The organism is Nocardia transvalensis NBRC 15921 (assembly GCF_000308875.1).
Lineage (GTDB): Bacteria > Actinomycetota > Actinomycetes > Mycobacteriales > Mycobacteriaceae > Nocardia > Nocardia transvalensis.
Genome location: NZ_BAGL01000083.1, coordinates 67,910 through 90,506, shown reverse-complemented (window position 1 = coordinate 90,506; position 22,597 = coordinate 67,910). Strand labels below are relative to the sequence as shown.

The window sequence follows — 22,597 nt, the reverse complement described above, 5'->3', positions numbered from 1 at the left end:
TGTACCAGCGAAGACGCCATCTGAGCGGGGCCGGGGTAGCGTGCGCGCATGGAGACGATTCCGATCCAGGTGGCGGACGGCAGTGTCGTTCCGGTGCGGTTGGTGCCGGCGCGGGGGGAGCATCGGCGGACGATCACGGCGGATGCGCCGCGGGCGGTGGTCGTGATCATTCCCGGGCTCGGGGTGCCCGGCGTCTATTACGGAGACGTCGCGTCGGAGCTGGCCGGGCGCGGATTCGATGTGGCGATCGGGGAGCTGCGCGGCAACGGGGACAGTCACCCGAAGCCGAGCGCGGACAGCGCCTACGGCTATCAGGAATTGGTCTCGGTCGATTTCCCGGCGATCTTCGAGGTGGTGCGCGAGCGATTCCCCGACAGCACGCCGATCCTGCTGGGGCACAGCATGGGTGGGCAGCTGGGCACGATGTACGCGGCCCGCATCCGGGGGCGGCTGGGTGGGCTGATCCTGGTCGCCTCGGGAACGCCCTACTACCGGGGGTACGGCGGTATCGCCCGTTCGGCGATGCTGCTGGGCCCGACCGCCATCTCGCTCACCGCCAATGTGGCCGGTTTCTGGCCCGGCGACCGGATCACCGCGGGCGGATTCGGTCGGCAATCCAAGGTCCTGATCTCGGACTGGGCCCGGCTGGCGCGCACGGGTCGTTTCGTCCCCGTCGACGCCGATATCGACTACGAGGAACGCATCTCCCGCCTCAAACTCCCGGTCCTGTCGATCACCCTGCAAGGCGACGACCTGTCCCCGCCCACGTCCGCCGCGCATCTGCTCGACAAACTCCCCAACGCCCGCATCACGACCTGGCACCAGCCGGAAGCCGTGGGACACAACGGCTGGATCACCGCCCCGCGCCCCACGGTCGATCGAATCGAGAAATGGGTCCGGGACCTCTGAACCGATTCGACCGAGATCTACAGTGTAGACTTCCATGTCTACGCTGTAGATACGGAGGCTGGAATGGCCGGGACCGAGAGAACCGCGCGGATGGTCGACGTCCCCGGGGCGCGGTTGTATTCGGAGTCGGTCGGATCCGGTCCCGCGCTGATACTGATCGCGGGTGGTGGCGGCGACGCCGGGGTGTACGAGGAGATCGCGGCACTGCTCGCCGAGCGCTTCACGGTGATCACCTTCGACCGGCGCGGCAATTCCCGCAGTGCGTTCACCACTCCGGACGCAGCCGTCGATGTCGGTGTCCAGGCGAGTGATGTAGTGGCGGTCCTGGATGCGCACGGGATCGAGCGGGCACATCTGTTCGGCACCAGCGGCGGCGCGGTCATCGCGCTGGAAGTTCTTGTGCGGCAAGGTGCTCGGGTGACGAGCGCCGTCGTGCACGAACCTCCGGTAGTGCAGTTGCTGCCCGAAGAGGATCCCGCGCGCCGCGAGATCACGGCCATCGGGCGCCTAGCGGTGGAGAAGAGCCCGCTGCGCGCCTTCGCCGCCTTCGGCGTGATCACGGCGCCTCACCTGCCGGCCGTCTTCCGATCCGCCGCCGGGCAGTCGGTCATGGCGGGCGCGACCCGCGTCGGCCTCGCGGTGGGAGCGGCCGTCCGCGCGCTCACGCGACGACCTCCGTCGACGATGACCCGCATGCTCGGCAACGCAGAACTGCTGCTGCGACGGGAACTTCCGGCGTTCTGTGCCGACTACCGGCCGGATCTCGAGGCGTTGCGCGCGGTCGTGGTGCCGTGGTGGATCGGCGTCGGCGCGGACAGCGCGGGCCGCCCGTACGCGGTCGCGGCTCAGGCGCTGGCCGGGCGGTTGAACACGGCCTACGTGGAATTCCCGGGTGGCCACACCGCCTACCAGCTGGAACCGGAGGCGTTCGCCGAGCGGCTGTGCACGGTTGTGGATAGGGCGCGGAGGTGAGCGCGCGCGGGAAGAGGGCGGTCGAGCGGCCTACGTTGCGCCGGGATCGTATTGCCGCCGTGGCACTGTCGCTGATCGATGCGGAGGGGCTCGAGGGGTTCTCGATGCGGCGGCTGGGGCGGGCGCTGGGGGCGGATCCGATGGCCGCCTATCGGCACTTCACCGATCAGCAGGACCTGTTCGACGAGGTCGCCGCCTCGATCTTCGCCGAACTGGCCATGGATGAGCTGCCGTGGCACGGGGATTGGCACGAACTCATGCGCGCCTACGGGCATCGGCTGCGCTCGGCGCTGCGGCGGCATCCGAATGCGGTGCCGATCTTCGCCACCCGTCCGATCCGCAGCCCGCAGGCGATCGCGACCGGTAACCGGATGATCGCCCGGCTGCGGGACGCGGGATTCCCGCCGCCGGTCGCCCTGCAGGTATCGCGCTGCCTCGGCGAATACGTCTCCGGGCACATGCTGAGCTGGACCTCGGCGGCGGTCGCCGCGACGCGCAGCCGCAAGCCGGAGCCGGACGCACCCGGCTACGACCTGCTCGCCGCCGCGGCCGACGGCGCGGCCGGGACCGACCATTTCGATCTCGGCCTCACCGCCATGCTCGACGGGTTCGACCGCTACCGATCCGGAATGCCTTCCGGGAGTTAGTCTTTCCGGTCCTCTACCAGCATCTGCGTAAAGAACTCGTAGATCAGCGATGCCTGGAACGCCATCTGCTTGTTGTCGGCCGCGCCGCCGTGGCCGCCCTCGATGTTCTCGTGGTACCAGATCGTGTGGCCCTGTTCCTCCAGGCGAGCGGCCATCTTGCGGGCGTGCCCGGGATGCACGCGGTCGTCGCGGGTCGAGGTGGTCAGCAGGATCGGCGGATAGGTTCGATCTGCGCGCGCGTTCTGGTACGGAGAGTATTTCGCGAGGTACTCCCACTCCTCCGGCTTGTCCGGATCGCCGTACTCGGCCATCCAGGAGGCGCCCGCGAGCAGCAGGTGATAGCGCTTCATATCCAGCAGCGGAACCTGACACACGATGGCGCCGAACAACTCCGGGTAGCGGGTGAGCATCACGCCCATCAGCAGCCCGCCGTTGCTGCCGCCGACCGCGCCCAGCTGCTGCGGGGTGGTGATGCCGCGGGTCACCAGGTCCCGGGCGATCGAGGAGAAATCCTCGTAGACGCGGTGCCGATTCTCCTTGAGCCCCTGCGTATGCCATTCGGGGCCGTATTCGCCGCCGCCGCGGATGTTCGTCATCACCCAGGTGCCGCCGCGTTCCAGCCAGCCCATGCCGGAGGCGCCACTGTAGGCGGGGGTGCGGGAGACCTCGAAGCCGCCGTAGCCGGACATGACCGTCGGGCCGGGTGTGCCCTTGCGGTCGCCGTGGCGAATCACGAAGTACGGCACCATCGTTCCGTCGTCGGAGCGGGCGAAGAACTGCTCGGTCTCGATACCGGCGGCGTCGAAGAACGCCGGTTCCTGCTTCAGCGGTTCGGGCGATCGGCCGACCGCGGCGGACAACAGGGTCGCGGGCGTGGTGAAACCGCTTGTGGTGAGCATGAAGTCGTCGCCGCCCTCGAGCGGATCGAGGTTCATGACATTGGTCGTCGCCATCGGCGGGGTGTCGGCGAGCGGTTCGCGGGTCCAGCTGCCGGGGGTGACCACGTACAGCTTGGTCTGCACGTCCTCGAGGGTGATCAGCAGCAGATGGTTCTCGGTCCAGCCGTAGCCGTGCAGCGAGGTGTGCGCGTCGGGGGTGAACACCGTCTCGAAATTCCGTGCGCCGTAGAGGAATTCGTTCAGGTTCATGGCGAGCAGGGCGCCCGCCGGGTAGGTCTTCCCGCCAACCTCCCAGTCCTTCTTCAGCCGTACCAGCAGCCAGTCCTTGTACCAGGATTCCGAGGCGTCGGTCGGCACATCGAGGTGGCGCAGGCTGCCGTCGTCCTCCAGCAGGTACACCGATTCGTTGAAGAAGTCGGTGGCCCGGGCGACGTAGTGCCGTTCGTAGCCGGGTGTGCGGTCGTATCCGGCCGAGACCATGACATCGGCCGCCTCGCCCTCGAAGACGGTCTCGGCCTGCTCCAGCGGCGTGCCGCGCCGCCAGCGCTTGGCCAGGCGCGGATAGCCGGACTCGGTGAGCGATCCCGGGCCGAAATCCGTTCCGATATAGAGGGTGTCGGCGTCGATCCAGCGCGCCTGCGACTTGGCCTCGGTAAGGTAGAAGCCGCCGTCGGCCGGCTCGCGGAATTGCTTTGTCGCCATGTCGAATTCGCGCATCACCTTGGCGTCGGCCCCGCCGCGCGACAGGCTGATCAGCGCCAGCGACTGCTCCGGTCGCAGCACCGCCGCGCCGCCCCACACCCAGTTCTCCTCCTCGGCGGAGGCCAGCGCGTCGAGATCGATGAGCACCTCCCAGTCCGGGCTGTCGGTGCGGTATTCGGCGAAGGTGGTGCGCCGCCACAGTCCCTTGGGGTGCTCGGCGTCGCGCCAGAAGTTGTAGAGCCACTTCCCACGGCGCGAGGGGTACGGGATGCGGGTGTCGGTGTCGAGCATGTCGAGGATGCGATGCTCGAGTTCGGAGAACCGGTCCGATGTCGCGAAGCGTTCGACGACCACCTCGTTGCGGGCCCGCGCCCAATCCAGCGCGCGGTCGGAGGTCACCTCCTCCAGCCACAGGTAGGGATCGGACTGCTGCTCCTCGTCGCCGTTCATGTCAGTCATTGTGGCCGACGCGCGGATATGGCGAACGCCTACGGGCGTGTCCACGGCCGGAATCCCGCCGATTCCGCCGTACGCGTACCGGGGTGCGGGTCACTTACGATTGCGGAATCGTTGCCGCCGCGTGGAGGAGGATCCGGTTGCCGCACTTCCTGTGGGAACAGCACTGCTGCCTGCCGCTGCTGCCGACGGCCGAGATCGCCGAGCTGGCTCGCTACCCGCGCGGCTCGTACCTGTCGGTGAATGTCGGCTACGCCCCGCAATCCATGGCGGACGCGCTGCGGTTGGTCCGGCAGTTCCGCCGGGATGCGCTGGCGGACGGCCGGTTTCGGCTGGTGTCCTCCGTCGAGGACACCGTGGGCGACGATCGGACGATCGCACTGGCCTTCGATCTCGAGGACTCGGGGCCGCTGGAGGGCGATCTCGACGCGGTGCGGGTCTTCCACGATCTGGGGGTGCGCTCGCTGCTGCCGAGCTACAACTACGCGAACGCCGCGGGCTGCGGCTGCCTGGACACCGAGGACACCGGGCTGACCGCCTACGGCCGCGACCTGATCCGCACCCTCAACGAGGTCGGGGTGTTCGCCGACGGCTCGCACTGCTCGGCCCGGACCGGCCTCGATATCGCCGACGTCACCGCCGTGCCGATGATCTACAGCCACTCCAATTTCGCCGCCCTGTGGGCCCATCCGCGCAATATCACCGACGACCAGGCCCGCGCCTGCGCCGCGACCGGCGGCGTGATCGGCATCAACGGCGTCGGAATCTTCCTGGGCCACAACGGTTCCGACGAACGCGCCGCCCGGATCGAGGCGATGGCCGACCACATCGCCTACGGTGCGGATCTGGTCGGCATCGATCACATCGGGGTCGGATCGGACTTCTCCTTCGACGGCGATCAGTTCAATGCCGAGATCGCGGCCGCACCCGAGAGCTTCTCCGAGGACTACACGCGCTGGGGTCCGCTCCAATGGACGCCACCGGAGGACTTGCTGGGCACCGCCGGCGTTCCCGGACTGGACGAGGTCCTGGCCCGCCGCGGATTCGCCGAGCCGGACCGCGCCGCGATCTTCGGCGGCAACTTCCTGCGCGTCGCCCGCCAGGTGTGGGAATAGGATGAGCATCACATCCTGTCCGCTCGTGAGGTCCGCACCAGAGCACCCCACACGGAGCGAGTCTCGACCGCTGAACAACGAGCCTCGAGGGGCCGCGAACCCGCGACGCCGGAGGCGGCGCCATACCACGCTGCGTTAGGCTCGAAGCCGTGACTTCCCACTACGATGTCGTCGTTCTCGGTGCTGGTCCCGGCGGTTACGTCGCCGCGATCCGCGCCGCTCAACTCGGCCTGCGAACAGCGATCGTCGAGCAGAAATACTGGGGCGGTGTGTGCCTGAACGTGGGCTGTATCCCGTCCAAGGCGCTGCTGCGCAACGCGGAGCTCGCCCACCTCTTCACCAAGGAAGCGAAGACCTTCGGCATCAGTGGCGAGGCGAGCTTCGACTTCGGCGCGGCGTTCGACCGCAGCCGCAAGGTCGCCGACGGCCGCGTCAAGGGCGTCCACTTCCTGATGAAGAAGAACAAGATCGACGAATTCGACGGCAAGGGGTCTTTCACCGGCCCGAACTCGCTGTCGGTCGCCCTCACCAAGGGCGGCAACGAGTCGATCACCTTCGACAACGTCATCATCGCCACCGGAACCGTCACGAAACTGCTGCCCGGCACCTCGCTGTCGCAGAATGTCGTCACCTACGAAGAGCAGATCCTGACCCGCGACCTGCCGGGTTCGATCCTGGTCGTGGGCGCCGGCGCGATCGGCATGGAGTTCGCCTACGTCCTGAAGAACTACGGCGTGGACGTGCGCATCGTCGAATTCCTCGACCGCGCGCTGCCGAACGAGGACGCCGACGTCTCCAAGGAGATCACCAAGGCGTACAAGAAGCTCGGCATCACCATCACCACCGGCGCGGCCGTGCAGTCCATCGAGGACAACGGCTCCAAGGTGACCGTCGCGATCAAGGACAACAAGTCCGGTTCGGTCGAGACCGTCACCGTCGACAAGGTGCTGCAGGCCGTCGGCTTCGCGCCGCGGGTGGAGGGCTACGGCCTGGAGAACACCGGCGTGCGGCTGACCGAGCGCGGCGCCATCGCCATCGACGACTACATGCGCACCAACGTGCCGCACATCTACGCCATCGGTGACGTCACCGCCAAACTGCAGCTCGCGCACGTCGCGGAGGCGCAGGGCGTGGTCGCGGCCGAGACCATCGGCGGCGCCGAGACCATGGCGCTGGGCGACTACCGGATGATGCCGCGCGCCACCTTCTGCCAGCCGCAGGTCGCCAGCTTCGGCCTCACCGAGGAGCAGGCGCGGGCCGAGGGCTACGACGTGAAGGTCGCGACCTTCCCGTTCACCGCCAACGGCAAGGCGCACGGCCTGGGCGACGCGACCGGTTTCGTGAAGCTGATCGCCGACAACAAGTACGGCGAGCTGATCGGCGGCCACCTGATCGGCCCCGACGTCTCCGAGCTGCTGCCCGAGCTGACCCTGGCCCAGAAGTGGGACCTCACCGTCAACGAACTCGCCCGGAACGTGCACACGCACCCGACGCTGAGCGAGGCGCTGCAGGAGGCGATCCACGGTCTCGCGGGGCACATGATCAATTTCTGATCCCGGCCAAGGTGTCCTTCGGTTTTCGAACCGGAGGGCACCTTTGCTGTGTGCGGGAATACGCAGGGGGTGCGTGTTGCCGAAAGGGGTGCGGGAACCGCCTCTAGCTGGGATTATCGGTGCGCCCCGAATACGATGGCGGTATCAGCACAAGGGAGGGACACCACATGAGTGTCATGGCTGTTGTTCATCGTCATCGCGAGTTGCCCGCGGATCCGTACGAGCTGTGGATGCGGGACGAGCTGGCGGACATTCTCGACCTGCCGCACGACGGGACTCGGGTCGAGATCATCGGGGGGGAGATAGTTGTGGCACCGGGACCGGACTTCGCTCACAACATGATCGTGAGCGAGATACAAGCTCCATTCGCCGTGGCGCAGGCGGACGATTCGGCGTTTCGCTGGCGGTGTGTGCAGACCCAAGATCTCGCTCTGAGCGAGATCCACGACGGCTACATCCCGGATCTGTGTGTGGTGGACAAGGATGTCGCGCGGCAGGCACGCACGGCAGCGCTGACCAAGGTCGTACCCAGACAGTTGGCGCTGACGGTGGAGGTCACCTCGCCGTCGAATGCCGCCGAGGACAGGCAACCCGGACCCCGCCGAGTTCGCCCGAGCAAGTGGAACGGCTATGCGCGCGTGGGCATCGGCTATTACCTGCTCGTCGACCGAGATCCGAAGGCCGCCGCGACAACCCTGTTCACCGGGCCGGACCGTGAGTCCGGCAGCTATCGGCAGTCGGTGTCCTGGAAGTTCGGGGAGACCATCACGCTGCCGGAACCGTTCGGTGTCTCCCTCCCTACCGACGAGTGGGAGCCCTGGGCATAGCGCGGGTCGTGCGCTACCGGCCGGATGTGCTGAGACCGATTGTCTTGTATGAGGTTTGCTCTGAACTGAATGGTTCTAACTATTGAACTGACTGGTTTTCATAGCTAGCCTGGCCGACATGCTTGGATTCGCGTTACCGCAGTTCGGTAAGTCGGCGTACGAGGATGTGGCGCGCTTCGCGGCGACTGTCGAGGGGATGGGTGCGGGCAGCCTGTGGGTAGGCGACCGATTGCTCGCGCCGGTGCGGCCGACGGTCGGCTACGCCGGGTCCGACACCATTCCGCCGGAGTTCCGCACCAGCCTGGACCCATTGGTGGCCTTGACGGTTGCCGCGACGGCGACGCGGACCGCCCGGCTCGGGAGCAATGTGCTTGTCGCCCCGTGGTATTCGCCCGTCCCGCTGGCCCGGCAGCTGACCAGTATCGATGTGATCAGCGGCGGACGGCTGCTGCCGGGGTTCGGCATCGGCTGGTCGCCGGACGAGTTCCGGGCGGCCGGGGCGCCGTTCCGCCGCCGTGGCGCCCACCTCGACGAACTGCTCGAGGTCCTGGACGCGTGGTGGACGACGAATCCGGTCGAGTACGAGGGAGAACGCGTGTCGATCCCGCCGTCGTGGGTCGATCTTCAACCGGTGCAGCGCCCGCGGCCGCCCATCTATCTGGGGGGTTTCACGACGCCGGGACTGAAGCGGGTCGGCGAGCGCGCCGACGGCTGGCTGGCGGTGGTGCAGGTGCCCGCGCGCACCCACGGCATGGCGGCACTCCCGCGGCAGCGCGCGATCATCGACGAGGCGGCTCGCGCCGTAGGGCGGGACCCGGCCGCGATCCACACCTTCCTCCGCGTCAATGTCGCGGCAGGCTCCACCGTCGAGCAGGTCGCGGAGACCGTCCGGACCCTGAACGACGACGGCTATGGCGACATATTCGTCGACCTGATGTTCGCGGTGTCCGACCTGGATTCCCACCTGGAATGGGCGGAACGCCTGCTCACAGGGTGACGGTGGAGTCGATGCGGATGATCCGGTCGTCGGCCAGGGTAAGGGTCAGCTCCGCGAACAGGCGGCGGTCGACGAAGGCGAGGACGGCGGGGGCGTCGCTCGCCGGGTGCGGGATCAGGGTGACGGCGGGACCGTAGTAGCGGAGCAGGTTGTCGATCATGGCGCTCGGGCCGCGGGTGACGATCGGGTCCATGCCCGCGGGGGCGGCGAATTCGACCCTGCCCCAGGCTTCCGGATGCAGCACCGCGACCAGGGCCTCGACATCGCCGCCCGCGCAGGCGGCGATGAAGCGTTCGGTAACCGCTCGATGCTGCGGCGCGGCAACGAGTTTCGGTTCCCGTCCGGCGTCGGCGATCTTGTGGCGGGCCCGGCGCGCCAGCTGCCGGCAGGTGCCGGCGGGACGGCCGAGGGTGCCTGCGATCGTCTCGAAGGGCAGGGCGAAGACGTCGTGCAGGACGAAGGCCACTCGTTCGGCGGGGTCGAGGCGTTGCAGCACCACCAGCAGGGCGAACTGCACCTCCTGGTCGAGGGTGACCCGGTCGGCCGGGTCGGGTTCCGGATCCCGGGAAACGGGTGCGGCGGACGGGAAATCGTCCAGGTCCCAAGGGCTTTCGTGCCGGGCCCGGGCACTGCGGAGCTGGTCCAGGCACAGACGGCCGGTGACCACGGTCAACCAGGCGCGCTCGTCATCGATCCCGTCGGCGCGGCTCAGGCGGGTGAATGCCTCCTGCACGACGTCCTCGGCCTCGCCGATATCGCCGAGCATGCGGAATGCCAGCCCGACCAGATGCATGCGATGCGCTCGCCACGAGTCGGCGAGTTCCTTCGACATCTCCATATAGTCCAGGACGGGACGGGCCCGCGAAAAGTTACCGCCGCCGCGGCCGGTAACTTTCGCGGCCGCCGCCTCGTCCGACAGTCATGACATATCCGACCTTCCGACAGCGCGCCGTGCTGGCCGCCGTCACCGCACTGGGCCTGATCGGCCTGTCCGCCCCCTCGGCCGTCGCGGCCCCGGACGATCCGGTCGCGCCCTATCTGGGCACCTGGAACTACGACCGGCCGGACCCCGCGACCATGACCGATATGGCCACCCTGGACCTGCCGGGCTACACCGCGACCTTCCCTCAGATCGGGACCGTCGATTTCCGCAGGGGCGAGAACGGCGAGGTCATCGGCTACACCGATCAGGGCTGCACCTGGCGCTTCCGCGTCGAGGCCGATGCCCTGGAAATGACCTCGACCGACCAGTACTGCTTCAACCGGAACATCGGCGCGGGCTACAACGTCGACCGCTGGCGCATCCGGATCGACGGTGACCACGAATGGGAATCCCTGCACGCCAACAGCTATCTGGTCGGCGCGTCGTTCTCCTTCGACCTCGTGGACGGCCGCCGCACCCGTGCCTCGGCGGCCGACCGCGACGAGACGCTGCGGCGGTTCGCCGGCTCCTGGCGGCTGGATCCCCCGGATCCCACGCACATGGTCGGCATCGCGAATGTGAACAACGCGCTCGGTCTCGCGCTGCCGGTACCGGTGTCCGGCGGCGTCGAGTATCGCGCGGCCACGGGCGACACGATCATCGCCCGCACCGACGACGGCTGCGAGTGGACGCTCGAGGCCCACGGGAACACCGCCGAACTGTCACCGGAGACCCAGACCTGCCACGGAATGCGACGTAACCTCTGGGCCGTGGCGAGCGACGGCACGCAGCAGACGACGGCGATGGCGGGGATCGATGCCGGCGGCTCGCCGTTCTACCTCAGCAACGGATCGCTGCACCGCGGGTAACTATTCGCGGTGGTAAGACTCCTGGGCCCGCCGGATCGCATCGATATTGGTCTCGAGCGTCACGATCAGGGCCTCGAGGTGTTCGGCGACCTGGGAGCCCAGGTCGGTGAGGGTGTACTCGACGCGCGGCGGGATGGACTGCTGCACCTCGCGGTGGATCAGGCCGTCGCGTTCGAGCGCCTGCAGGGTCTGCGACAGCATGCGTTCGCTCACGCCCTCGACGCGGCGGCGCAGGGCGCTGAAGCGGTACGGCCCCTCGCGCAGGGCGACCAGAGCCAGGACGCCCCAGCGGCTCGCGACGTTCTGCAACACCGGGCGCGAGTCGCAGTTGCGAGCGAAGACATCGGCCTCCAGCGTCGGGTCGGACGCGTCCGCCGCGGTGGTCTGCCGGGTACTCATGTGATCGATGCTACTCATTCGTCTGGTAGTACTGGAATATCATGTACTAACTATTAGTTAGTGCTAGATATTCCGTATGCCGACCAGGAGGTAGTCATGACCGTCGCAGTCACCGGAGCCAGTGGGCAGCTCGGCCGTCTCGTCGTGGAGGCGCTGCTGCGCCGGGAGGCGGGGCCGGTCGTCGCGATCGTCCGGGATCCGTCGAAAGTGGCCGATCTCGCCGAGCGCGGGGTCGACGTGCGCCAGGCGTCCTACGACGACGCCGAGGCGCTGGATCGCGCCCTGACGGGTGTCGATCGGGTGCTGCTGGTCTCCGGCAACGAGTTCGGCGCGCGAGTGGACCAGCACGCCACCGTGATTCGCGCCGCCGAGCGGGCCGGGGTGGAACTGCTCGCCTACACCAGCATTCCGCGGGCCACCGAGAACTCGATGATTCTCGCGCAGGAGCATCGCGGCACCGAGGCCGTACTCGCCGAATCCGCTGTGCCGCACGCGATTCTGCGCAACGGGTGGTACTGGGAGAACTACGCGAGCGCGCTGGCGCCGGCGGTCGACAGCGGTGTGCTGTCGGGTGCGGCGGGCGAGGGCCGGGTGGCCGGTGCGGCCCGGGCCGACTATGCCGAGGCCGCCGCGGCCGTTCTCACCACCGACGGGCACGCCGGGCAGGTCTACGAACTGGGCGGCGACCAGCGTCTCACGTATGCGGATCTGGCGCAGGTTCTTTCGGAGGTATCCGGGAAACCGGTGCGCTACCAGGATCTCCCGCAAGCGGAGTACGCCTCCGCGCTGGAGAAGGCCGGTCTGCCCGCGGACTACGCGCAGGTGCTGGCCGATGCGGACACCGGTGTACGGGGCGGGCTGCTGGATGTGACCAGCGGTGATCTACAGAAGTTGATCGGCCGGGCATCGACGCCAGTCACCGAGGTGTTCTCGGCCGCGCTCGGCAAATGACCGGCGGTTCCCGGCGGGCAGAGGCCCGCCGGGAACGCCTGTCGCACATCAGGATTCGCTGCCCGGGGGCGCCTCAACCCACTGGACGAGCTGGATGACGATGCCGTTCGGGTCGAGCGTCTGGAAATAGCGCTCGCCCCACGGCTCGGTCTCGATCGGCGTCACGATCGGAACCCCCTCCGCGCGCACCCGCTCGTATTCGGCGTCGATGTCGTCGACGACGAAAACCACCAGCAGGCCCTCGCCCGCGGAGCCCGCGATGCGCTCCGGTTTGAATGTCGACAGACCCGTGCGCAGGTAGACGATGCCGAAGCCGGCGTCGGGGCGGCCCAGCGAGACGAAACCGTCGGCGGACATCTCGACCGCGAAGCCGAAGTGCTCGACGAGGAAGGCCGCCGACGCCTCCGGATCGGGCACGTTCAGGGAGAGGGCGGATGCGGTGATCTTCATGGTGTCTCCTGGCGTCGAACAACTCTGTACTAAGTACGCTGTACTTTGTAGAGAAATTCCCGCCGCAGTGCACTGTGAGCGTTGTCACGCCGATACGATCGGCGCGGAGGTGAGGTGGCGATGAGCGACGAGGCCGTGTCGTCCGCGAACGGCACGCCGAGGCAACGGCGAGAGCGGCGCGCTGGCGGGGAGCGCAGTGGTGCGGGCGACCCCGCGCGCACGCTGGAGTTGCTGTGGCGCGCGCCGACGCGCACCCCCGGGCGCGGTCCGAAGCAGCGCAGCAGCGTCGACGAGGTGGTCGCGGCGGCGGTCGAGATCGCCGATTCGGAAGGGCTGGAGGCGCTCACGATGCGCGCGGTGGCCGCGCGGCTGGGCCTCACGCCGATGGCCACCTACACCTACGTGCCGGGCAAGGCCGAACTGCTCGATCTGATGCTGGATTCGGTCTACCAGGGAATGCCTCGCGCCGATATCGGCGGATTACCTTGGCGGGAAAGGGTTTCCGTGATCGCGACCGAGAACCGGGAGATGCTGACTCGCCATCCCTGGGTCGCCTACGTGCCGACCACGCGGCCGCCGCTGGGACCGGGCGTGGCCGCCAAGTACGACCACGAACTGCGCGCCTTCGACGGGCTCGGCCTGGACGACGTCGAGATGGACGCGGCCCTCACCCACCTGCTCGGCTTCGTGACCTCCGTGGCCCGCATCGCCATCGATACCGAGCGCGCCGCCGCCGACAGCGGCCTCTCCGACCGCGAGTGGTGGGAACGCGCGGCCCCGGTCCTCGAGCGAGTCTTCGACCCCGAGCACTACCCCCTCGCCGCCCGCATCGGCGCCTCCGCCGGCCAAGCCCACGACAGCGCCTACTCCGCCGACCACGCCTGGCATTTCGGCCTACCCCGCCTACTCGCCGGCCTCGCCGACCTCATCGAAAAGCCAAGCACCTGAACGAGTTCCCCACCCCAGGTCCTCTGGGATATCTTCAGGCTTCCTGGCGCGGAAACCTCTACGTTCTCTGGCGCGGACAATCTCCACGTTCCCTGGCGCGCAGCGCTCAGGGGACTAGTGGGCGGACCTTGTCGGTGACGAAGCGGAGGAATTCCACCGGGTCGGCGTCGTCGGTCGGTTCGAGGATCACCGTGTCGGCGCCCGCGTCCACGAGTAGTGCCACCGCGTCGGCTACGGCGTGTTCGTCGCCTGCCACGCCGAGGCCGTCGTCGCCCGGAGCGCCGACGCCCGCCAGTGCGGTGCGGCCCATTCGCCGCATACCTGCGATGAGCCTTTGTTCGGCGTCGGGGCCCGTGGTGACCATCAGGTGGGCGATCACCGCGGGTGGGTCGGTGCGGCCCGCGGTGGCCTTGCCCTCGCCGAGGAGGCCCACCGCCCGGCGCAGGTCGTTGGGTGTGGCGCCCGAGGTGAGGACCGCGCCGTCGGCGATCTCGCCGACGAGCCGCAGGGTGCGCGGTCCGGTCGCCGCCGAGATGATCGCCGGTGCGGCGGCCGGTGGCCAATCGAGCGCGACGTCCTCGAGCCGGACGTAGCGGCCCTGCACGGTCAGCCGCTCACCACGCAACAGGGCGCGCAGGGCATCGACGTACTCGCGCAGCAGGGTCACCGGTGACTCGACGCGAGCGCCGATCTGCCCCATCCACTCCTGGACACCGTGCCCCACACCCCACACCGTGCGCCCCGGGAACATGCGCTCCACGGTGGCGATCTCCATCGCCGTCAGGGCCACGTTGCGCAGCGGCACCGGCAGCACCCCGACCCCGATGCGCAGCCGCTCGGTCCGGGCCAGCGCCGCGGCCGTCGCGGACACGGCGCCCTCGAAGAAGCAGTCCTCCCAGAACCACAACTCCTCGAGCCCGGCCTCCTCGGCCGCCCGAGCCACCTCGACCACCCGCTCCGGCGGATGCTGCGGAAGGAACACCGAACCCAGGGTCGTCATGCACCGATGGTGACAGACCCCACCGACAACCTCGATCGAATTCCGGGTCGGCGCTAGTGGTCGGTTTCGATGCGGAGGGTGGTGATGGTGCTGGCCAGGCCCTCGTACTGGTTGACCAGGAGGACTATTTCGATGAGGTGGCGCTCGTCGTAGTGGGCGGCGAGGGTGGACCAGGTGGTGTCGTCGACGTCGCGGCTGTGGACGAGCTGGTCGACGGCGGCGAGCAGGGCGCGCTCGCGGTCGGACCAGCCGGGGGCTTCGGGGCCGAGGCGCAGGCGGTCCAGGACCTCGCGGTCGATGCCGGCGCGTTTGCCCAGCCGGATGTGGTGGTCGGTCTCGTAGTCGCACCGGCGCAGGTGCGCGACGCGCAGGATCGCCAGTTCGGTCTCGTAGCGGGACAGCCTGCCGCCGGGCATCAGCCGTCCGGAGTAGTGCAGCCAGCCCCGGAACAACCCGCCGGTGCGGCCGAGGGTGCTGAACAGATGCGCATCGGGCGTGCCCGCCGCTCGCGAAAGTACCTGCCAGACCACCCAGTTGACGGGTCCGAGTTCGCGCAGGCGGCCCGGCTCGATGCGTGGCTTCGTCGACACCATGCCTCACGCTAACAGCCTGGTCCGGTCGGGTGCCACTAATTGTGTACGGCTATGTTCGCAACAATCGGGGTGGTCATTCCCGCAGCGCCTGGCCGAGCCGGGTGAGCGCGAGCGCCTGCCGCGCCCGCGCGAGCACGTGGGCGCGCGAGCCGATGATGTGCGCGAGCAGCGCGCTCAGCGCCGCGTCCAGATCGCCCGCGAGCACGTGTTCGGCGATGGCGATGTGCTCGGCGGCCATGGTCGCGATCCGCTCGGGGGTCGGGATGTCCAGCGAGCGGATCGGCCTGACCTTGGCGTGCACGGCGTTCAGGGCCTCGGCCAGCGACGAATTGCCCGCCGCCAGCAGCAATCCGGTATGGAAGCGCTCATCCGCGGCGATCAGGTCCGCGCCGGGTTCGGGCGGTTCGTCGCGCAGCCGCCGCCAGACGCCGAGTTCCCGCCGCACGGCCAGCTGGTCGTGGGCCACACCGGTGAGCGAAATACTCGGGCCGACAGACCTTTTCAGGTCGCCGACCTCGCCGTAGACCGGAATATCGGACGGAACGCCGTCCTGTGCGGCGAATCGGATCCGGCGAAGTCCCCTCGCCTCCAGCACGATTCGCAATTCGTAGAGATCGCCGAGTTCCTCCAGGCGCGGACGGTAGGGGTAGAGGCCCTCGTCGTGGCGCTGTACCAGCCCGTCGGCCAGCAGTCGGGCCAGCGCCTCCCGCACCGGCGTGCGGGAGACGCCGTAGGTCTCGGCGAGGCGTTCCTCGCCGAGGCGCACGGTCGGATCCAGCACCCCCGCGGCCAGGTCCCGGCGGAGCGAGCGATACACCCGCTCTCCCAACGAGATACGCCCCCTGCGCGCCATCTCGAACGTCCCGGTCAGATCGCCATCGCCGTGCGGACCGAGGTCGCCGCGTCCGCACCGCCCGCGCCCGACGAGGAGACGCGGCCGGATCGCAGCACGTAGTAGCGCTCGGCCGCCTGGAGCGCGAAGCCGATGTGCTGCTCCACCAGCAGCACGCTCAATCCGCCGCGCCGCGTGAGTTCCAGGATGGTGCGCTCGATCTCGGCGACCACCGACGGCTGGATGCCCTCGGTGGGTTCGTCCAGGATCAGCAGCGACGGTTCGGTGACGAGCGCCCGCGCGATCGCCAGCTGCTGGCGCTGCCCGCCCGACAGCAGCCCGGCCTTGCGGTCGAGCAGCCCGCGCAGCGCCGGGAACAGTTCCAGCGCTTCGTCGATCAGGGCTTTGCCGCGCTTGCGGCCGTCCGCGACCACTTGCAGGTTCTCGGCGGTCGTCAGCTGCGGAAAACTCTGCTGGCCCTGCGGAACATAGGCGAGGCCGCGCCGGACCCGCCGCGACGGCGACAGTTTCGTGATCGGCTCGCCGTTGTAGAGGATCCGTCCAGACCGCACCGGCAGCAGCCCGACGGCCGCGCGCAGGAGGGTGGTTTTCCCGGCGCCGTTGTGGCCCATGAGCGCCGCGACGCCGTCGTCCGGGACGGTCAGCGACGCACCGTGGATCACCTCCGTACGGCCGTAACCGGTATCGACGTCAACGAGTTCCAGCATCGGCTGCCTCCTCGGCATAGGTCTCGACGGCCGCGGCGGTGCCGAGGTAGACCTCCTGCACCTTCGGATCGGCCTGCACCTGCTCGACCGTGCCCTCGCTCAGCACCCGGCCGCCCGCCAGCACGGTGACCGAGGTCGCGTAGGCGCGCATGAAGTCCATATCGTGCTCGACGACGATGACGACGCGTTCAGAACCTATGCGGCGCAGCAGGTTTCCCGTCTCCTCGCGCTCCTCGGCGCTCATACCCGCGACCGGCTCGTCCAGCAGCAGCACCGCGGCATTCTGCACCAGCAGCATGCCGATCTCCAGCCATTGCTTCTGGCCGTGTGCCAGGACACCGGCGGGCTTGTCCCGCAGGGCCGTCAGACCCGTTGTCTCCAAGGCCGATTCGATCGATGGCAGCACCGACTTCCGCCGCCGCAGCAGGGTGAGCGCGGACCGGCCCGCCCCTGCGGCAATATCGAGATTCTGCAAGACGGTGAGCTGTTCGAAGACGCTGGCCGTCTGGAAGGTGCGCCCGACGCCCAGTCGCGCGATCCGGTGTACCTTGCGGCCCAGCAGTTCCACGCCGGATTTCCGGGCCGAGCCGGTGGCGGGGACGAGGCCGGTGATCGCGTCGATCACGGTGGTCTTGCCCGCCCCGTTGGGTCCGATGAGGAAGCGCAGATCGCCCTGGAGCACGGTCAGGTCGACCTCCGACACCGCCTTGAAACCGTCGAATTCGACGGACAGGCCGCGCACCTCGAGGTATTCGCTGTTCATGCCCGCGGTGCCGCCGAACTTGGGCTCGCCCGAGTCGTCCTGTGCCGCAAGGGCACTGGTTGTCGCCGCGTCGTTGTCGCCGGTCATCGCGCCTCCACCGCCGTCTCCGCTGGTAGGTCTTCCGCTTCGGCCGGGGCGGGCGAGTCCGTCGCCGCCGCATCGGTTCCGGCCGGTCTCCGGATTCGGCCCACCGCACCCCGTGCGAGCGGTCCCAGCCCGGCCAGCCCCGCCGGAACGAATCCGACCACCACGATGAACAGCAACCCCTGCAGGTAGGTCCACCCGGACGGGAAGTGCTCGGAGAGCGTCGTCTGCGCCCACGCCACCCCGATCGCGCCGAGCACCGGCCCGAGCAGTGTGGTCCGCCCGCCGATCGCCACGCCGATGAGGAAGACGATCGAGGGCACGACCCCGATATCGGCCGGCGAGATGATGCCGACGATCGGCGTGAACAGCGCGCCGGCGATCCCGGCGAAGAACGCCGCCACCACATACGCGACGATCTTGATATTGGCCGGGTCGTATCCGAGGAACCGCACGCGTTCCTCCTGATCGCGCACCGCCACCAGCAGTTCCCCGTACCGGCTGCGCATCAGCTGCCGCGCGATCGCGACCACCAGCAGCAGCGCCGCCGCGGCGATGAAGAACAGCATCCGCCGGTTCACCGGATCGTCGAGGCGGAACCCGAAGAACGCGCGGAAATCGCTGAGCCCGGTGAAGCCGCCGATGGTCTGCTGCCCGGTGAGCAGCACGGCCAGCGCCGCCGTCAGCGCCTGGGACAGGATCGCGAAGTACGCGCCCTTGACCCGCCGCTTGAACACCCCGAATCCCAGCAGCGCGGCGATCAGCGCGGGCAGCACGGCGATGGCGAGGATTGTCACCGGGCCCGAGGCGAAAGGCTGCCAGTACGAAGGTAATTCGCTGATTCCGGCGATCTGCATGAACTCCGGGACGTCCTGTTTCAGCCGGGCCGCGTCGGCGAGCTGCAGATGCATCGCCATGATGTACGCGCCGAGACCGAAGAACACGCCCTGTCCGAGCGTGAGCATTCCGCCACGGCCCCAAGCCAATCCGATGCCGACCGCCACGATGGCGAAGCACAGGAACTTGGCGAGCAGCCCGAGCCGGAAATCGCTGAGTACCGCCGGTGCGACGGCGAACAGGACCACCGCGGCCGTCGCGAAGCCGATGAGCGTGCGAACCGGGGAACTCATGCCAGACTCCTCGTCCGCACGGTGAACAGCCCCTGCGGCCGCACTTGCAGGAACACCACGATGAGTACGAAGACGATCACCTTCGCGACCGAGGCGGTCGTGGAGTACTCGATGAACGAATTCAGGAGTCCCAGTGCGAAAGCGGCGAGCACCGTGCCCTTGATCTGGCCGAGCCCGCCGATGACCACGACCAGGAACGCGTCGACCAGATAGCTCTGCCCGATGGTGGGGCTGGTGGATCCGATCAGCGTCAGGGCGACGCCCGCCACCGCCGCCAGCCCGGACCCGATAAAGAATGTGCTGATATCCGTTGTGCGACTGGATATTCCGCTGGTCTCGGCGAGATCGCGGTTCTGCACCACGGCCCGGATCCGGCGTCCGAGCGGTGTCGCCCGCAGCGCGACGGCCAGGGCGCACACCGCCACGACCGCGAGTACCAGGATGAAGATGCGGGTCTTGGGCACCACGGCCCCGGCTATGGTGAGGCCGCCGGTCAGCCAGTCCGGCGCGACCACGTTCTTGGCCGGCGCGCCGAAGATGGTGCGCGCCAGCTGTTGCAGGATCAGCCCGACGCCGAAGGTCACCAGCAGGGTGTCCAGCGGCCGGTCGTACATCCAGCGGATGAGGCCCAGTTCCAGTGCGGCGCCCAGCAATCCGCCGACCAGGAACCCCGCGAACAGCGAGACGACCAGCGCCACTCCGGTCGCGTGCACGACCTGCTGCACCACGAAGGTCGTATAGCAGCCGGCCATGATGAATTCGCCGTGCGCCATATTGATCACGCCCATCTGACCGAAGGTCAGCGACAGGCCCAGCGCGGCCAGCAGCAGGATGGACCCCAGGCTGAGCCCGGTGAACAGCTGCCCGATCGCCACTTCCATTGCGACTACCTCGATTTCGCTCTGCCGATCGGTACGGTCCCGCCGGCCCGATACGCCGGCGGGACCGCACCGCCCCTCATCGACGGCCGTCGGCTACTTCAGGCCCTTGGCCCACTCGTAGGACTTCAGGTACGGGTCCGGGATTACCGGCTTTCCGGAATCCCATACCGTGTAGATCAGGCCGTCCGCGTGGATCTCACCGATCCGCGCGGTCTTGGTGATGTGATGGTTCGATCCGTCGACGGTCACCGTGCCCTCGGGCGCGTCGAAGGTGACGCCGTCGGCGGCGTTCTGAACGTCGCCCACACCGAACGATTTCGCCTTCTCCACCATGTTCTTCCACAGGAAGACCGAGGTGTAGGCGGCCTCCATCGGATCGGAGGTGGGCTTATCGGCGCCGAAGACGGATTTGTAGGCGGCGACGAAGGCTTTGTTCTGCGGGCTGTCGACGGTCTGGTAGTAGTTCCAGGCGGTCAGCTGCCCGGCGATGTTCTGCGGGCCGATGCCGGTGACCTCCTCCTCGGCGATCGACACCGAGACCACCGGCATATCGGCGGGTTTCAGCCCGGCATTGGCGTATTCGCGGAAGAAGGCGACGTTGGAATCGCCGTTGAGCGTGTTGAAGACCGCGCCCGCCTTGGCGTTTCGCACCTTGTTGACGATTGTGGAGAAATCGGTGGAGCCCAGCGGCGCGTAGTCCTCACCCTTGATCTCGATGCCGTTGGCCGCGGCGTACGCCTTGATCTCGCGATTGGCGGTCTGCGGGAAGACGTAGTCGCTGCCGACGAGATACAGCGACTTGACGCCCTTCTGCTTCAGATAGTCCAGGGCGGGCAGGATCTGCTGATTGGTGGTGGCGCCGGTGTAGAAGATGTTCTTGCTGTCCTCCAGGCCCTCGTACTGCACGGGATAGAACAGCAGCGAATTCAGCGCCTCGAACTTGGGTTTCATGGCCTTGCGGCTGGCCGAGGTCCAGCCGCCGAATACCGCCGCGACACAGTCGGAGCTGATGAGTTTCTCGGCCTTCTCCGCGAAGGTCTTCGGATCCGACGCCCCGTCCTCGGGAACGATCTGGATCTGTTTACCCATGACGCCACCCGCGGCATTGATCTGGTCGACCGCCAGCTTCGTGGAATTGGCGACGGTGACCTCGCTGATGGCCATGGTGCCGGTCAGCGAGTGCAGCGACCCGATCTTGATCGTGTCCTTCGAGGTGTCCACACAGGACGTTGCGGCCGAACCGGTGTCGGCGTCGTCCCGGGAGCCGCAGGCCGCCAGGAGTAGTGCCGACAGTGCGATAGCGGTCGGTGCGGCAACCACTTTCAACAAGCGGCGGGGGTGGTCGCGACGAGCGTCACGAGAATCTGACATGGGCGGAACCCTTCTCACTCCATCAGGTGCGGATACCGGCGTTGTATACAGCCGTTGTATCCGTGCGCCGAAGACTAAAGCTGAAGTGTTGCGCCCGAATATTTCTCGGTGACGCCCGTATTGCGAATGTTTCGCCGAGGTGAACTTTGTCCGTTTTGTGATCTTGCTCGGGCGCTACCGCAGGACGTACGGGGAAATCGAACTGCGGTGCTCGCTGATGTCGAGCGATTTGCCCAGGGGCGGGAAGGCGCGCTGGGGGCAGTTGAGGCGCTCGCAGACGCGGCAGCCCGCGCCGATCGGGGTGGCCTGCGGGTCGTTCAGATCCAGGCCGTCGGCGTACACCACCCGGCCCGCGTGCCGCAGTTCGCAGCCGAGCCCGATGGCGAAGGTTTTACTGGGCTCGCCGTATCGGGTGGCGCGGCGCTCCACGGTGCGGGCGATCCACAGGTATTTGCGGCCGTCGGGCATCTGGGCGATCTGGGTCAGGATCCGCCCCGGATAGGCGAAGGTCTCGTAGACGTTCCACAGCGGGCACGTGCCGCCCGAGGAGGAGAAGTGGAAACCGGTGGCGGACTGCCGTTTCGACATGTTCCCGGCGCGATCGACGCGCACGAACGAGAACGGCACCCCGCGCAGTTTCGGCCGCTGCAGCGTCGAGAGCCGGTGGCAGACGGTCTCGTAACTCTGGGTGAAGAACGCCGACAGCCGCTCGATGTCGTAGCGGAAATCCTCCGCGACCTCGTGGAAATACGAATAGGGCAGCACCAGCGCGGCGGCGAAGTAGTTGGCCAGGCCCAGCTGCGCGAGCGTGCGGGAGTCCTCGGAGGCGAAATTGCCCTCCTCGACCAGCTTTTCGATCAGCTCGCCGCATTCGAGATAGGCCAGTTCGGCGGCGAGCTTGAAGACGCGCTGCCCGCCGGACAGATGGGGCGCGATCTCGAGACGCCGGGTCTCCGGATCGAAGCGGTGCAGCACGCCCTCGCCGAGATCGATGCGCTCGACGATCTGCACCCCGTGCGCGGTGGTCAGCCGGCGGGCGATCTCGCGTTTCAGGTCGCCGCCGTGGAAGCGCATGCGGGTGGCGAGTTCCTCGGCGGCGGTATCCACCTCGTGGATGTAGTTCTGCCGCTGGTAGAAGAAGTCGCGCACCTCCTCGTGCGGGCGGGAGATGGCGCCGGAGCCGCTGCCGTCGGCGAACCGGTCCTCGGTGGCGGCGGCCAGCTGGGCGGTGGTGTTGCGGTAGCGGCGGTGCATGTTCACCATCGCGCGTGCCAGGCTCGGATGGGCGGAGACCATATCGGCGATCTCCTGGGCATCGGCCTCGATGCTCAGTTCCTGGTCCATCACGACTTCCTGGAGCTCGGCGATGAGCCGGGTGTCGTCCTGGGAGGAGAAGAAGCTCGCGTCGACGCCGAACACCTCGCTGATGCGCAGGAGCACCGGCACGGTGAGCGGGCGCACATCGTGTTCGATCTGGTTGAGGTAGCTCGCCGAGATCTCCAGCTTCTTGGCGAGCGAGACCTGGCTCAGCCCCCGTTCGGTGCGCAGCTGGCGAAGCCGCGCCCCGACGTAAGTCTTGGCCATATGTCCAGTTTATGG

Annotated in this window: 23 protein-coding genes; 10 read left to right on the top strand and 13 right to left on the bottom strand. The window is 68.1% G+C overall.

Features of this window, described 5'->3' with window-relative positions:
* The first annotated feature begins 48 nt into the window (after window positions 1-48).
* The 3 genes from ON41_RS29310 to ON41_RS29300 all read left to right on the top strand — a co-directional run bounded on the left by ON41_RS29310 (window position 49) and on the right by ON41_RS29300 (window position 2,528).
* Window positions 49-909: an alpha/beta hydrolase family protein gene (locus tag ON41_RS29310; RefSeq protein WP_040751246.1), complete on the top strand. Its 861-nt coding sequence runs from the start codon at window positions 49-51 to the stop codon at window positions 907-909.
* 63 nt (window positions 910-972) lie between these two features.
* On the top strand, window positions 973-1,881 hold the full coding sequence (locus ON41_RS29305) for an alpha/beta fold hydrolase (protein WP_040751245.1): 909 nt from the start codon (window positions 973-975) through the stop codon (window positions 1,879-1,881).
* A 59-nt stretch (window positions 1,882-1,940) separates the two neighbouring features.
* Window positions 1,941-2,528, top strand: coding sequence for a TetR/AcrR family transcriptional regulator (locus ON41_RS29300; RefSeq protein WP_051162738.1), 588 nt, complete (start codon window positions 1,941-1,943; stop codon window positions 2,526-2,528).
* Here ON41_RS29300 and ON41_RS29295 read toward each other — a convergent pair.
* Window positions 2,525-4,579, bottom strand: coding sequence for a prolyl oligopeptidase family serine peptidase (locus ON41_RS29295; RefSeq protein ID WP_040751244.1), 2,055 nt, complete (start codon window positions 4,577-4,579; stop codon window positions 2,525-2,527). The genes ON41_RS29300 and ON41_RS29295 overlap by 4 nt on opposite strands.
* 146 nt (window positions 4,580-4,725) lie before the next feature.
* Between ON41_RS29295 and ON41_RS29290 the strand changes: the two genes are divergently transcribed.
* The 4 genes from ON41_RS29290 to ON41_RS29275 all read left to right on the top strand — a co-directional run bounded on the left by ON41_RS29290 (window position 4,726) and on the right by ON41_RS29275 (window position 9,077).
* A complete protein-coding gene (locus tag ON41_RS29290; protein ID WP_040751243.1) occupies window positions 4,726-5,700 on the top strand; it encodes a dipeptidase in 975 nt (324 codons plus the stop codon).
* Window positions 5,701-5,849: 149 nt separating this feature from the next.
* Window positions 5,850-7,253 carry a dihydrolipoyl dehydrogenase gene (lpdA, locus tag ON41_RS29285; RefSeq protein ID WP_040751242.1) on the top strand — a complete coding sequence of 468 codons (1,404 nt, stop codon included), beginning with the start codon at window positions 5,850-5,852 and terminating at the stop codon, window positions 7,251-7,253.
* Between the two features lie 167 nt (window positions 7,254-7,420).
* Complete coding sequence (locus tag ON41_RS29280) at window positions 7,421-8,080, top strand: Uma2 family endonuclease (protein ID WP_083905718.1); 660 nt, start codon at window positions 7,421-7,423, stop codon at window positions 8,078-8,080.
* A gap of 118 nt (window positions 8,081-8,198) precedes the next feature.
* On the top strand, window positions 8,199-9,077 hold the full coding sequence (locus tag ON41_RS29275) for a TIGR03619 family F420-dependent LLM class oxidoreductase (protein ID WP_040751241.1): 879 nt from the start codon (window positions 8,199-8,201) through the stop codon (window positions 9,075-9,077).
* Here the strand turns inward: ON41_RS29275 and sigI are convergent.
* Window positions 9,067-9,915 (bottom strand): RNA polymerase sigma factor SigI, encoded by an 849-nt coding sequence (gene sigI / locus ON41_RS29270; protein WP_040751240.1) that lies wholly within the window; start codon window positions 9,913-9,915, stop codon window positions 9,067-9,069. The genes ON41_RS29275 and sigI overlap by 11 nt on opposite strands.
* Window positions 9,916-9,998: 83 nt before the next feature.
* On the opposite strand from sigI, the gene ON41_RS29265 reads away from it, so the two are divergent.
* Window positions 9,999-10,868: a hypothetical protein gene (locus ON41_RS29265; RefSeq protein ID WP_040751239.1), complete on the top strand. Its 870-nt coding sequence runs from the start codon at window positions 9,999-10,001 to the stop codon at window positions 10,866-10,868.
* On the opposite strand, the gene ON41_RS29260 is transcribed toward ON41_RS29265, so the two are convergent.
* Window positions 10,869-11,267 carry a winged helix-turn-helix transcriptional regulator gene (locus ON41_RS29260; protein ID WP_040751238.1) on the bottom strand — a complete coding sequence of 133 codons (399 nt, stop codon included), beginning with the start codon at window positions 11,265-11,267 and terminating at the stop codon, window positions 10,869-10,871. It abuts the gene before it with no gap.
* Window positions 11,268-11,363: 96 nt separating this feature from the next.
* Here ON41_RS29260 and ON41_RS29255 point away from each other — a divergent pair, with 96 nt between their 5' ends.
* Entirely contained in the window at window positions 11,364-12,218 is an 855-nt protein-coding gene (locus ON41_RS29255; RefSeq protein ID WP_040751237.1) for an SDR family oxidoreductase, read from the top strand.
* A gap of 48 nt (window positions 12,219-12,266) precedes the next feature.
* On the opposite strand, the gene ON41_RS29250 is transcribed toward ON41_RS29255, so the two are convergent.
* Window positions 12,267-12,668 (bottom strand): VOC family protein, encoded by a 402-nt coding sequence (locus tag ON41_RS29250; protein ID WP_040751236.1) that lies wholly within the window; start codon window positions 12,666-12,668, stop codon window positions 12,267-12,269.
* Window positions 12,669-12,788: 120 nt separating this feature from the next.
* Between ON41_RS29250 and ON41_RS29245 the strand changes: the two genes are divergently transcribed.
* A complete protein-coding gene (locus ON41_RS29245; RefSeq protein WP_051162734.1) occupies window positions 12,789-13,616 on the top strand; it encodes a TetR/AcrR family transcriptional regulator in 828 nt (275 codons plus the stop codon).
* A gap of 106 nt (window positions 13,617-13,722) precedes the next feature.
* Here ON41_RS29245 and ON41_RS29240 read toward each other — a convergent pair whose 3' ends face one another.
* From ON41_RS29240 to ramB, 9 genes are all read right to left on the bottom strand, one after another.
* Window positions 13,723-14,616 carry an LLM class flavin-dependent oxidoreductase gene (locus ON41_RS29240; RefSeq protein WP_040751235.1) on the bottom strand — a complete coding sequence of 298 codons (894 nt, stop codon included), beginning with the start codon at window positions 14,614-14,616 and terminating at the stop codon, window positions 13,723-13,725.
* A 53-nt stretch (window positions 14,617-14,669) separates the two neighbouring features.
* The gene (locus ON41_RS29235; RefSeq protein ID WP_040751234.1) at window positions 14,670-15,209 is read right to left on the bottom strand and encodes a carboxymuconolactone decarboxylase family protein; all 540 of its coding nucleotides are present in this window, start codon (window positions 15,207-15,209) and stop codon (window positions 14,670-14,672) included.
* 73 nt (window positions 15,210-15,282) lie between these two features.
* Window positions 15,283-16,062, bottom strand: a complete 780-nt coding sequence (locus tag ON41_RS29230; RefSeq protein WP_040751233.1) for a GntR family transcriptional regulator — start codon at window positions 16,060-16,062, stop codon at window positions 15,283-15,285.
* Between the two features lie 14 nt (window positions 16,063-16,076).
* Entirely contained in the window at window positions 16,077-16,769 is a 693-nt protein-coding gene (gene urtE / locus ON41_RS29225; protein WP_040751232.1) for an urea ABC transporter ATP-binding subunit UrtE, read from the bottom strand.
* Window positions 16,753-17,619: an urea ABC transporter ATP-binding protein UrtD gene (gene urtD, locus ON41_RS29220; RefSeq protein ID WP_051162732.1), complete on the bottom strand. Its 867-nt coding sequence runs from the start codon at window positions 17,617-17,619 to the stop codon at window positions 16,753-16,755. The genes urtE and urtD overlap by 17 nt, the downstream gene beginning before the upstream one ends.
* The gene (gene urtC / locus ON41_RS29215) at window positions 17,616-18,746 is read right to left on the bottom strand and encodes an urea ABC transporter permease subunit UrtC (RefSeq protein ID WP_040751231.1); all 1,131 of its coding nucleotides are present in this window, start codon (window positions 18,744-18,746) and stop codon (window positions 17,616-17,618) included. Before urtC ends, urtD begins: the two co-directional genes overlap by 4 nt.
* Window positions 18,743-19,627, bottom strand: coding sequence for an urea ABC transporter permease subunit UrtB (gene urtB, locus ON41_RS29210; protein WP_040751229.1), 885 nt, complete (start codon window positions 19,625-19,627; stop codon window positions 18,743-18,745). The genes urtC and urtB overlap by 4 nt, the downstream gene beginning before the upstream one ends.
* Before the next feature lie 93 nt (window positions 19,628-19,720).
* On the bottom strand, window positions 19,721-20,998 hold the full coding sequence (urtA, locus tag ON41_RS29205) for an urea ABC transporter substrate-binding protein (RefSeq protein WP_051162730.1): 1,278 nt from the start codon (window positions 20,996-20,998) through the stop codon (window positions 19,721-19,723).
* A 174-nt stretch (window positions 20,999-21,172) separates the two neighbouring features.
* Window positions 21,173-22,582, bottom strand: a complete 1,410-nt coding sequence (gene ramB, locus ON41_RS29200) for an acetate metabolism transcriptional regulator RamB (RefSeq protein WP_040751227.1) — start codon at window positions 22,580-22,582, stop codon at window positions 21,173-21,175.
* Between the last annotated feature and the right edge of the window lie 15 nt (window positions 22,583-22,597).

Bases quoted from the DNA above. Each gene is read 5' to 3' on its own strand.
- ON41_RS29255 (WP_040751237.1), top strand. From the start codon at position 11,364: ATGACCGTCGCAGTCACCGGAGCCAGTGGGCAGCTCGGCCGTCTCGTC.
- ON41_RS29295 (WP_040751244.1), bottom strand. From the start codon at position 4,579: ATGAACGGCGACGAGGAGCAGCAGTCCGATCCCTACCTGTGGCTGGAG.
- urtE (WP_040751232.1), bottom strand. From the start codon at position 16,769: ATGCTGGAACTCGTTGACGTCGATACCGGTTACGGCCGTACGGAGGTG.
- urtD (WP_051162732.1), bottom strand. From the start codon at position 17,619: ATGACCGGCGACAACGACGCGGCGACAACCAGTGCCCTTGCGGCACAG.
- urtB (WP_040751229.1), bottom strand. From the start codon at position 19,627: ATGGAAGTGGCGATCGGGCAGCTGTTCACCGGGCTCAGCCTGGGGTCC.
- urtC (WP_040751231.1), bottom strand. From the start codon at position 18,746: ATGAGTTCCCCGGTTCGCACGCTCATCGGCTTCGCGACGGCCGCGGTG.
- ON41_RS29260 (WP_040751238.1), bottom strand. From the start codon at position 11,267: ATGAGTACCCGGCAGACCACCGCGGCGGACGCGTCCGACCCGACGCTG.
- ON41_RS29250 (WP_040751236.1), bottom strand. From the start codon at position 12,668: ATGAAGATCACCGCATCCGCCCTCTCCCTGAACGTGCCCGATCCGGAG.
- ON41_RS29230 (WP_040751233.1), bottom strand. From the start codon at position 16,062: ATGGCGCGCAGGGGGCGTATCTCGTTGGGAGAGCGGGTGTATCGCTCG.
- sigI (WP_040751240.1), bottom strand. From the start codon at position 9,915: ATGGAGATGTCGAAGGAACTCGCCGACTCGTGGCGAGCGCATCGCATG.
- ramB (WP_040751227.1), bottom strand. From the start codon at position 22,582: ATGGCCAAGACTTACGTCGGGGCGCGGCTTCGCCAGCTGCGCACCGAA.
- ON41_RS29235 (WP_040751234.1), bottom strand. From the start codon at position 15,209: ATGGTGTCGACGAAGCCACGCATCGAGCCGGGCCGCCTGCGCGAACTC.
- ON41_RS29240 (WP_040751235.1), bottom strand. From the start codon at position 14,616: ATGACGACCCTGGGTTCGGTGTTCCTTCCGCAGCATCCGCCGGAGCGG.
- ON41_RS29275 (WP_040751241.1), top strand. From the start codon at position 8,199: ATGCTTGGATTCGCGTTACCGCAGTTCGGTAAGTCGGCGTACGAGGAT.
- ON41_RS29245 (WP_051162734.1), top strand. From the start codon at position 12,789: ATGAGCGACGAGGCCGTGTCGTCCGCGAACGGCACGCCGAGGCAACGG.
- urtA (WP_051162730.1), bottom strand. From the start codon at position 20,998: ATGTCAGATTCTCGTGACGCTCGTCGCGACCACCCCCGCCGCTTGTTG.
- ON41_RS29280 (WP_083905718.1), top strand. From the start codon at position 7,421: ATGAGTGTCATGGCTGTTGTTCATCGTCATCGCGAGTTGCCCGCGGAT.
- ON41_RS29305 (WP_040751245.1), top strand. From the start codon at position 973: ATGGCCGGGACCGAGAGAACCGCGCGGATGGTCGACGTCCCCGGGGCG.
- ON41_RS29265 (WP_040751239.1), top strand. From the start codon at position 9,999: ATGACATATCCGACCTTCCGACAGCGCGCCGTGCTGGCCGCCGTCACC.
- ON41_RS29310 (WP_040751246.1), top strand. From the start codon at position 49: ATGGAGACGATTCCGATCCAGGTGGCGGACGGCAGTGTCGTTCCGGTG.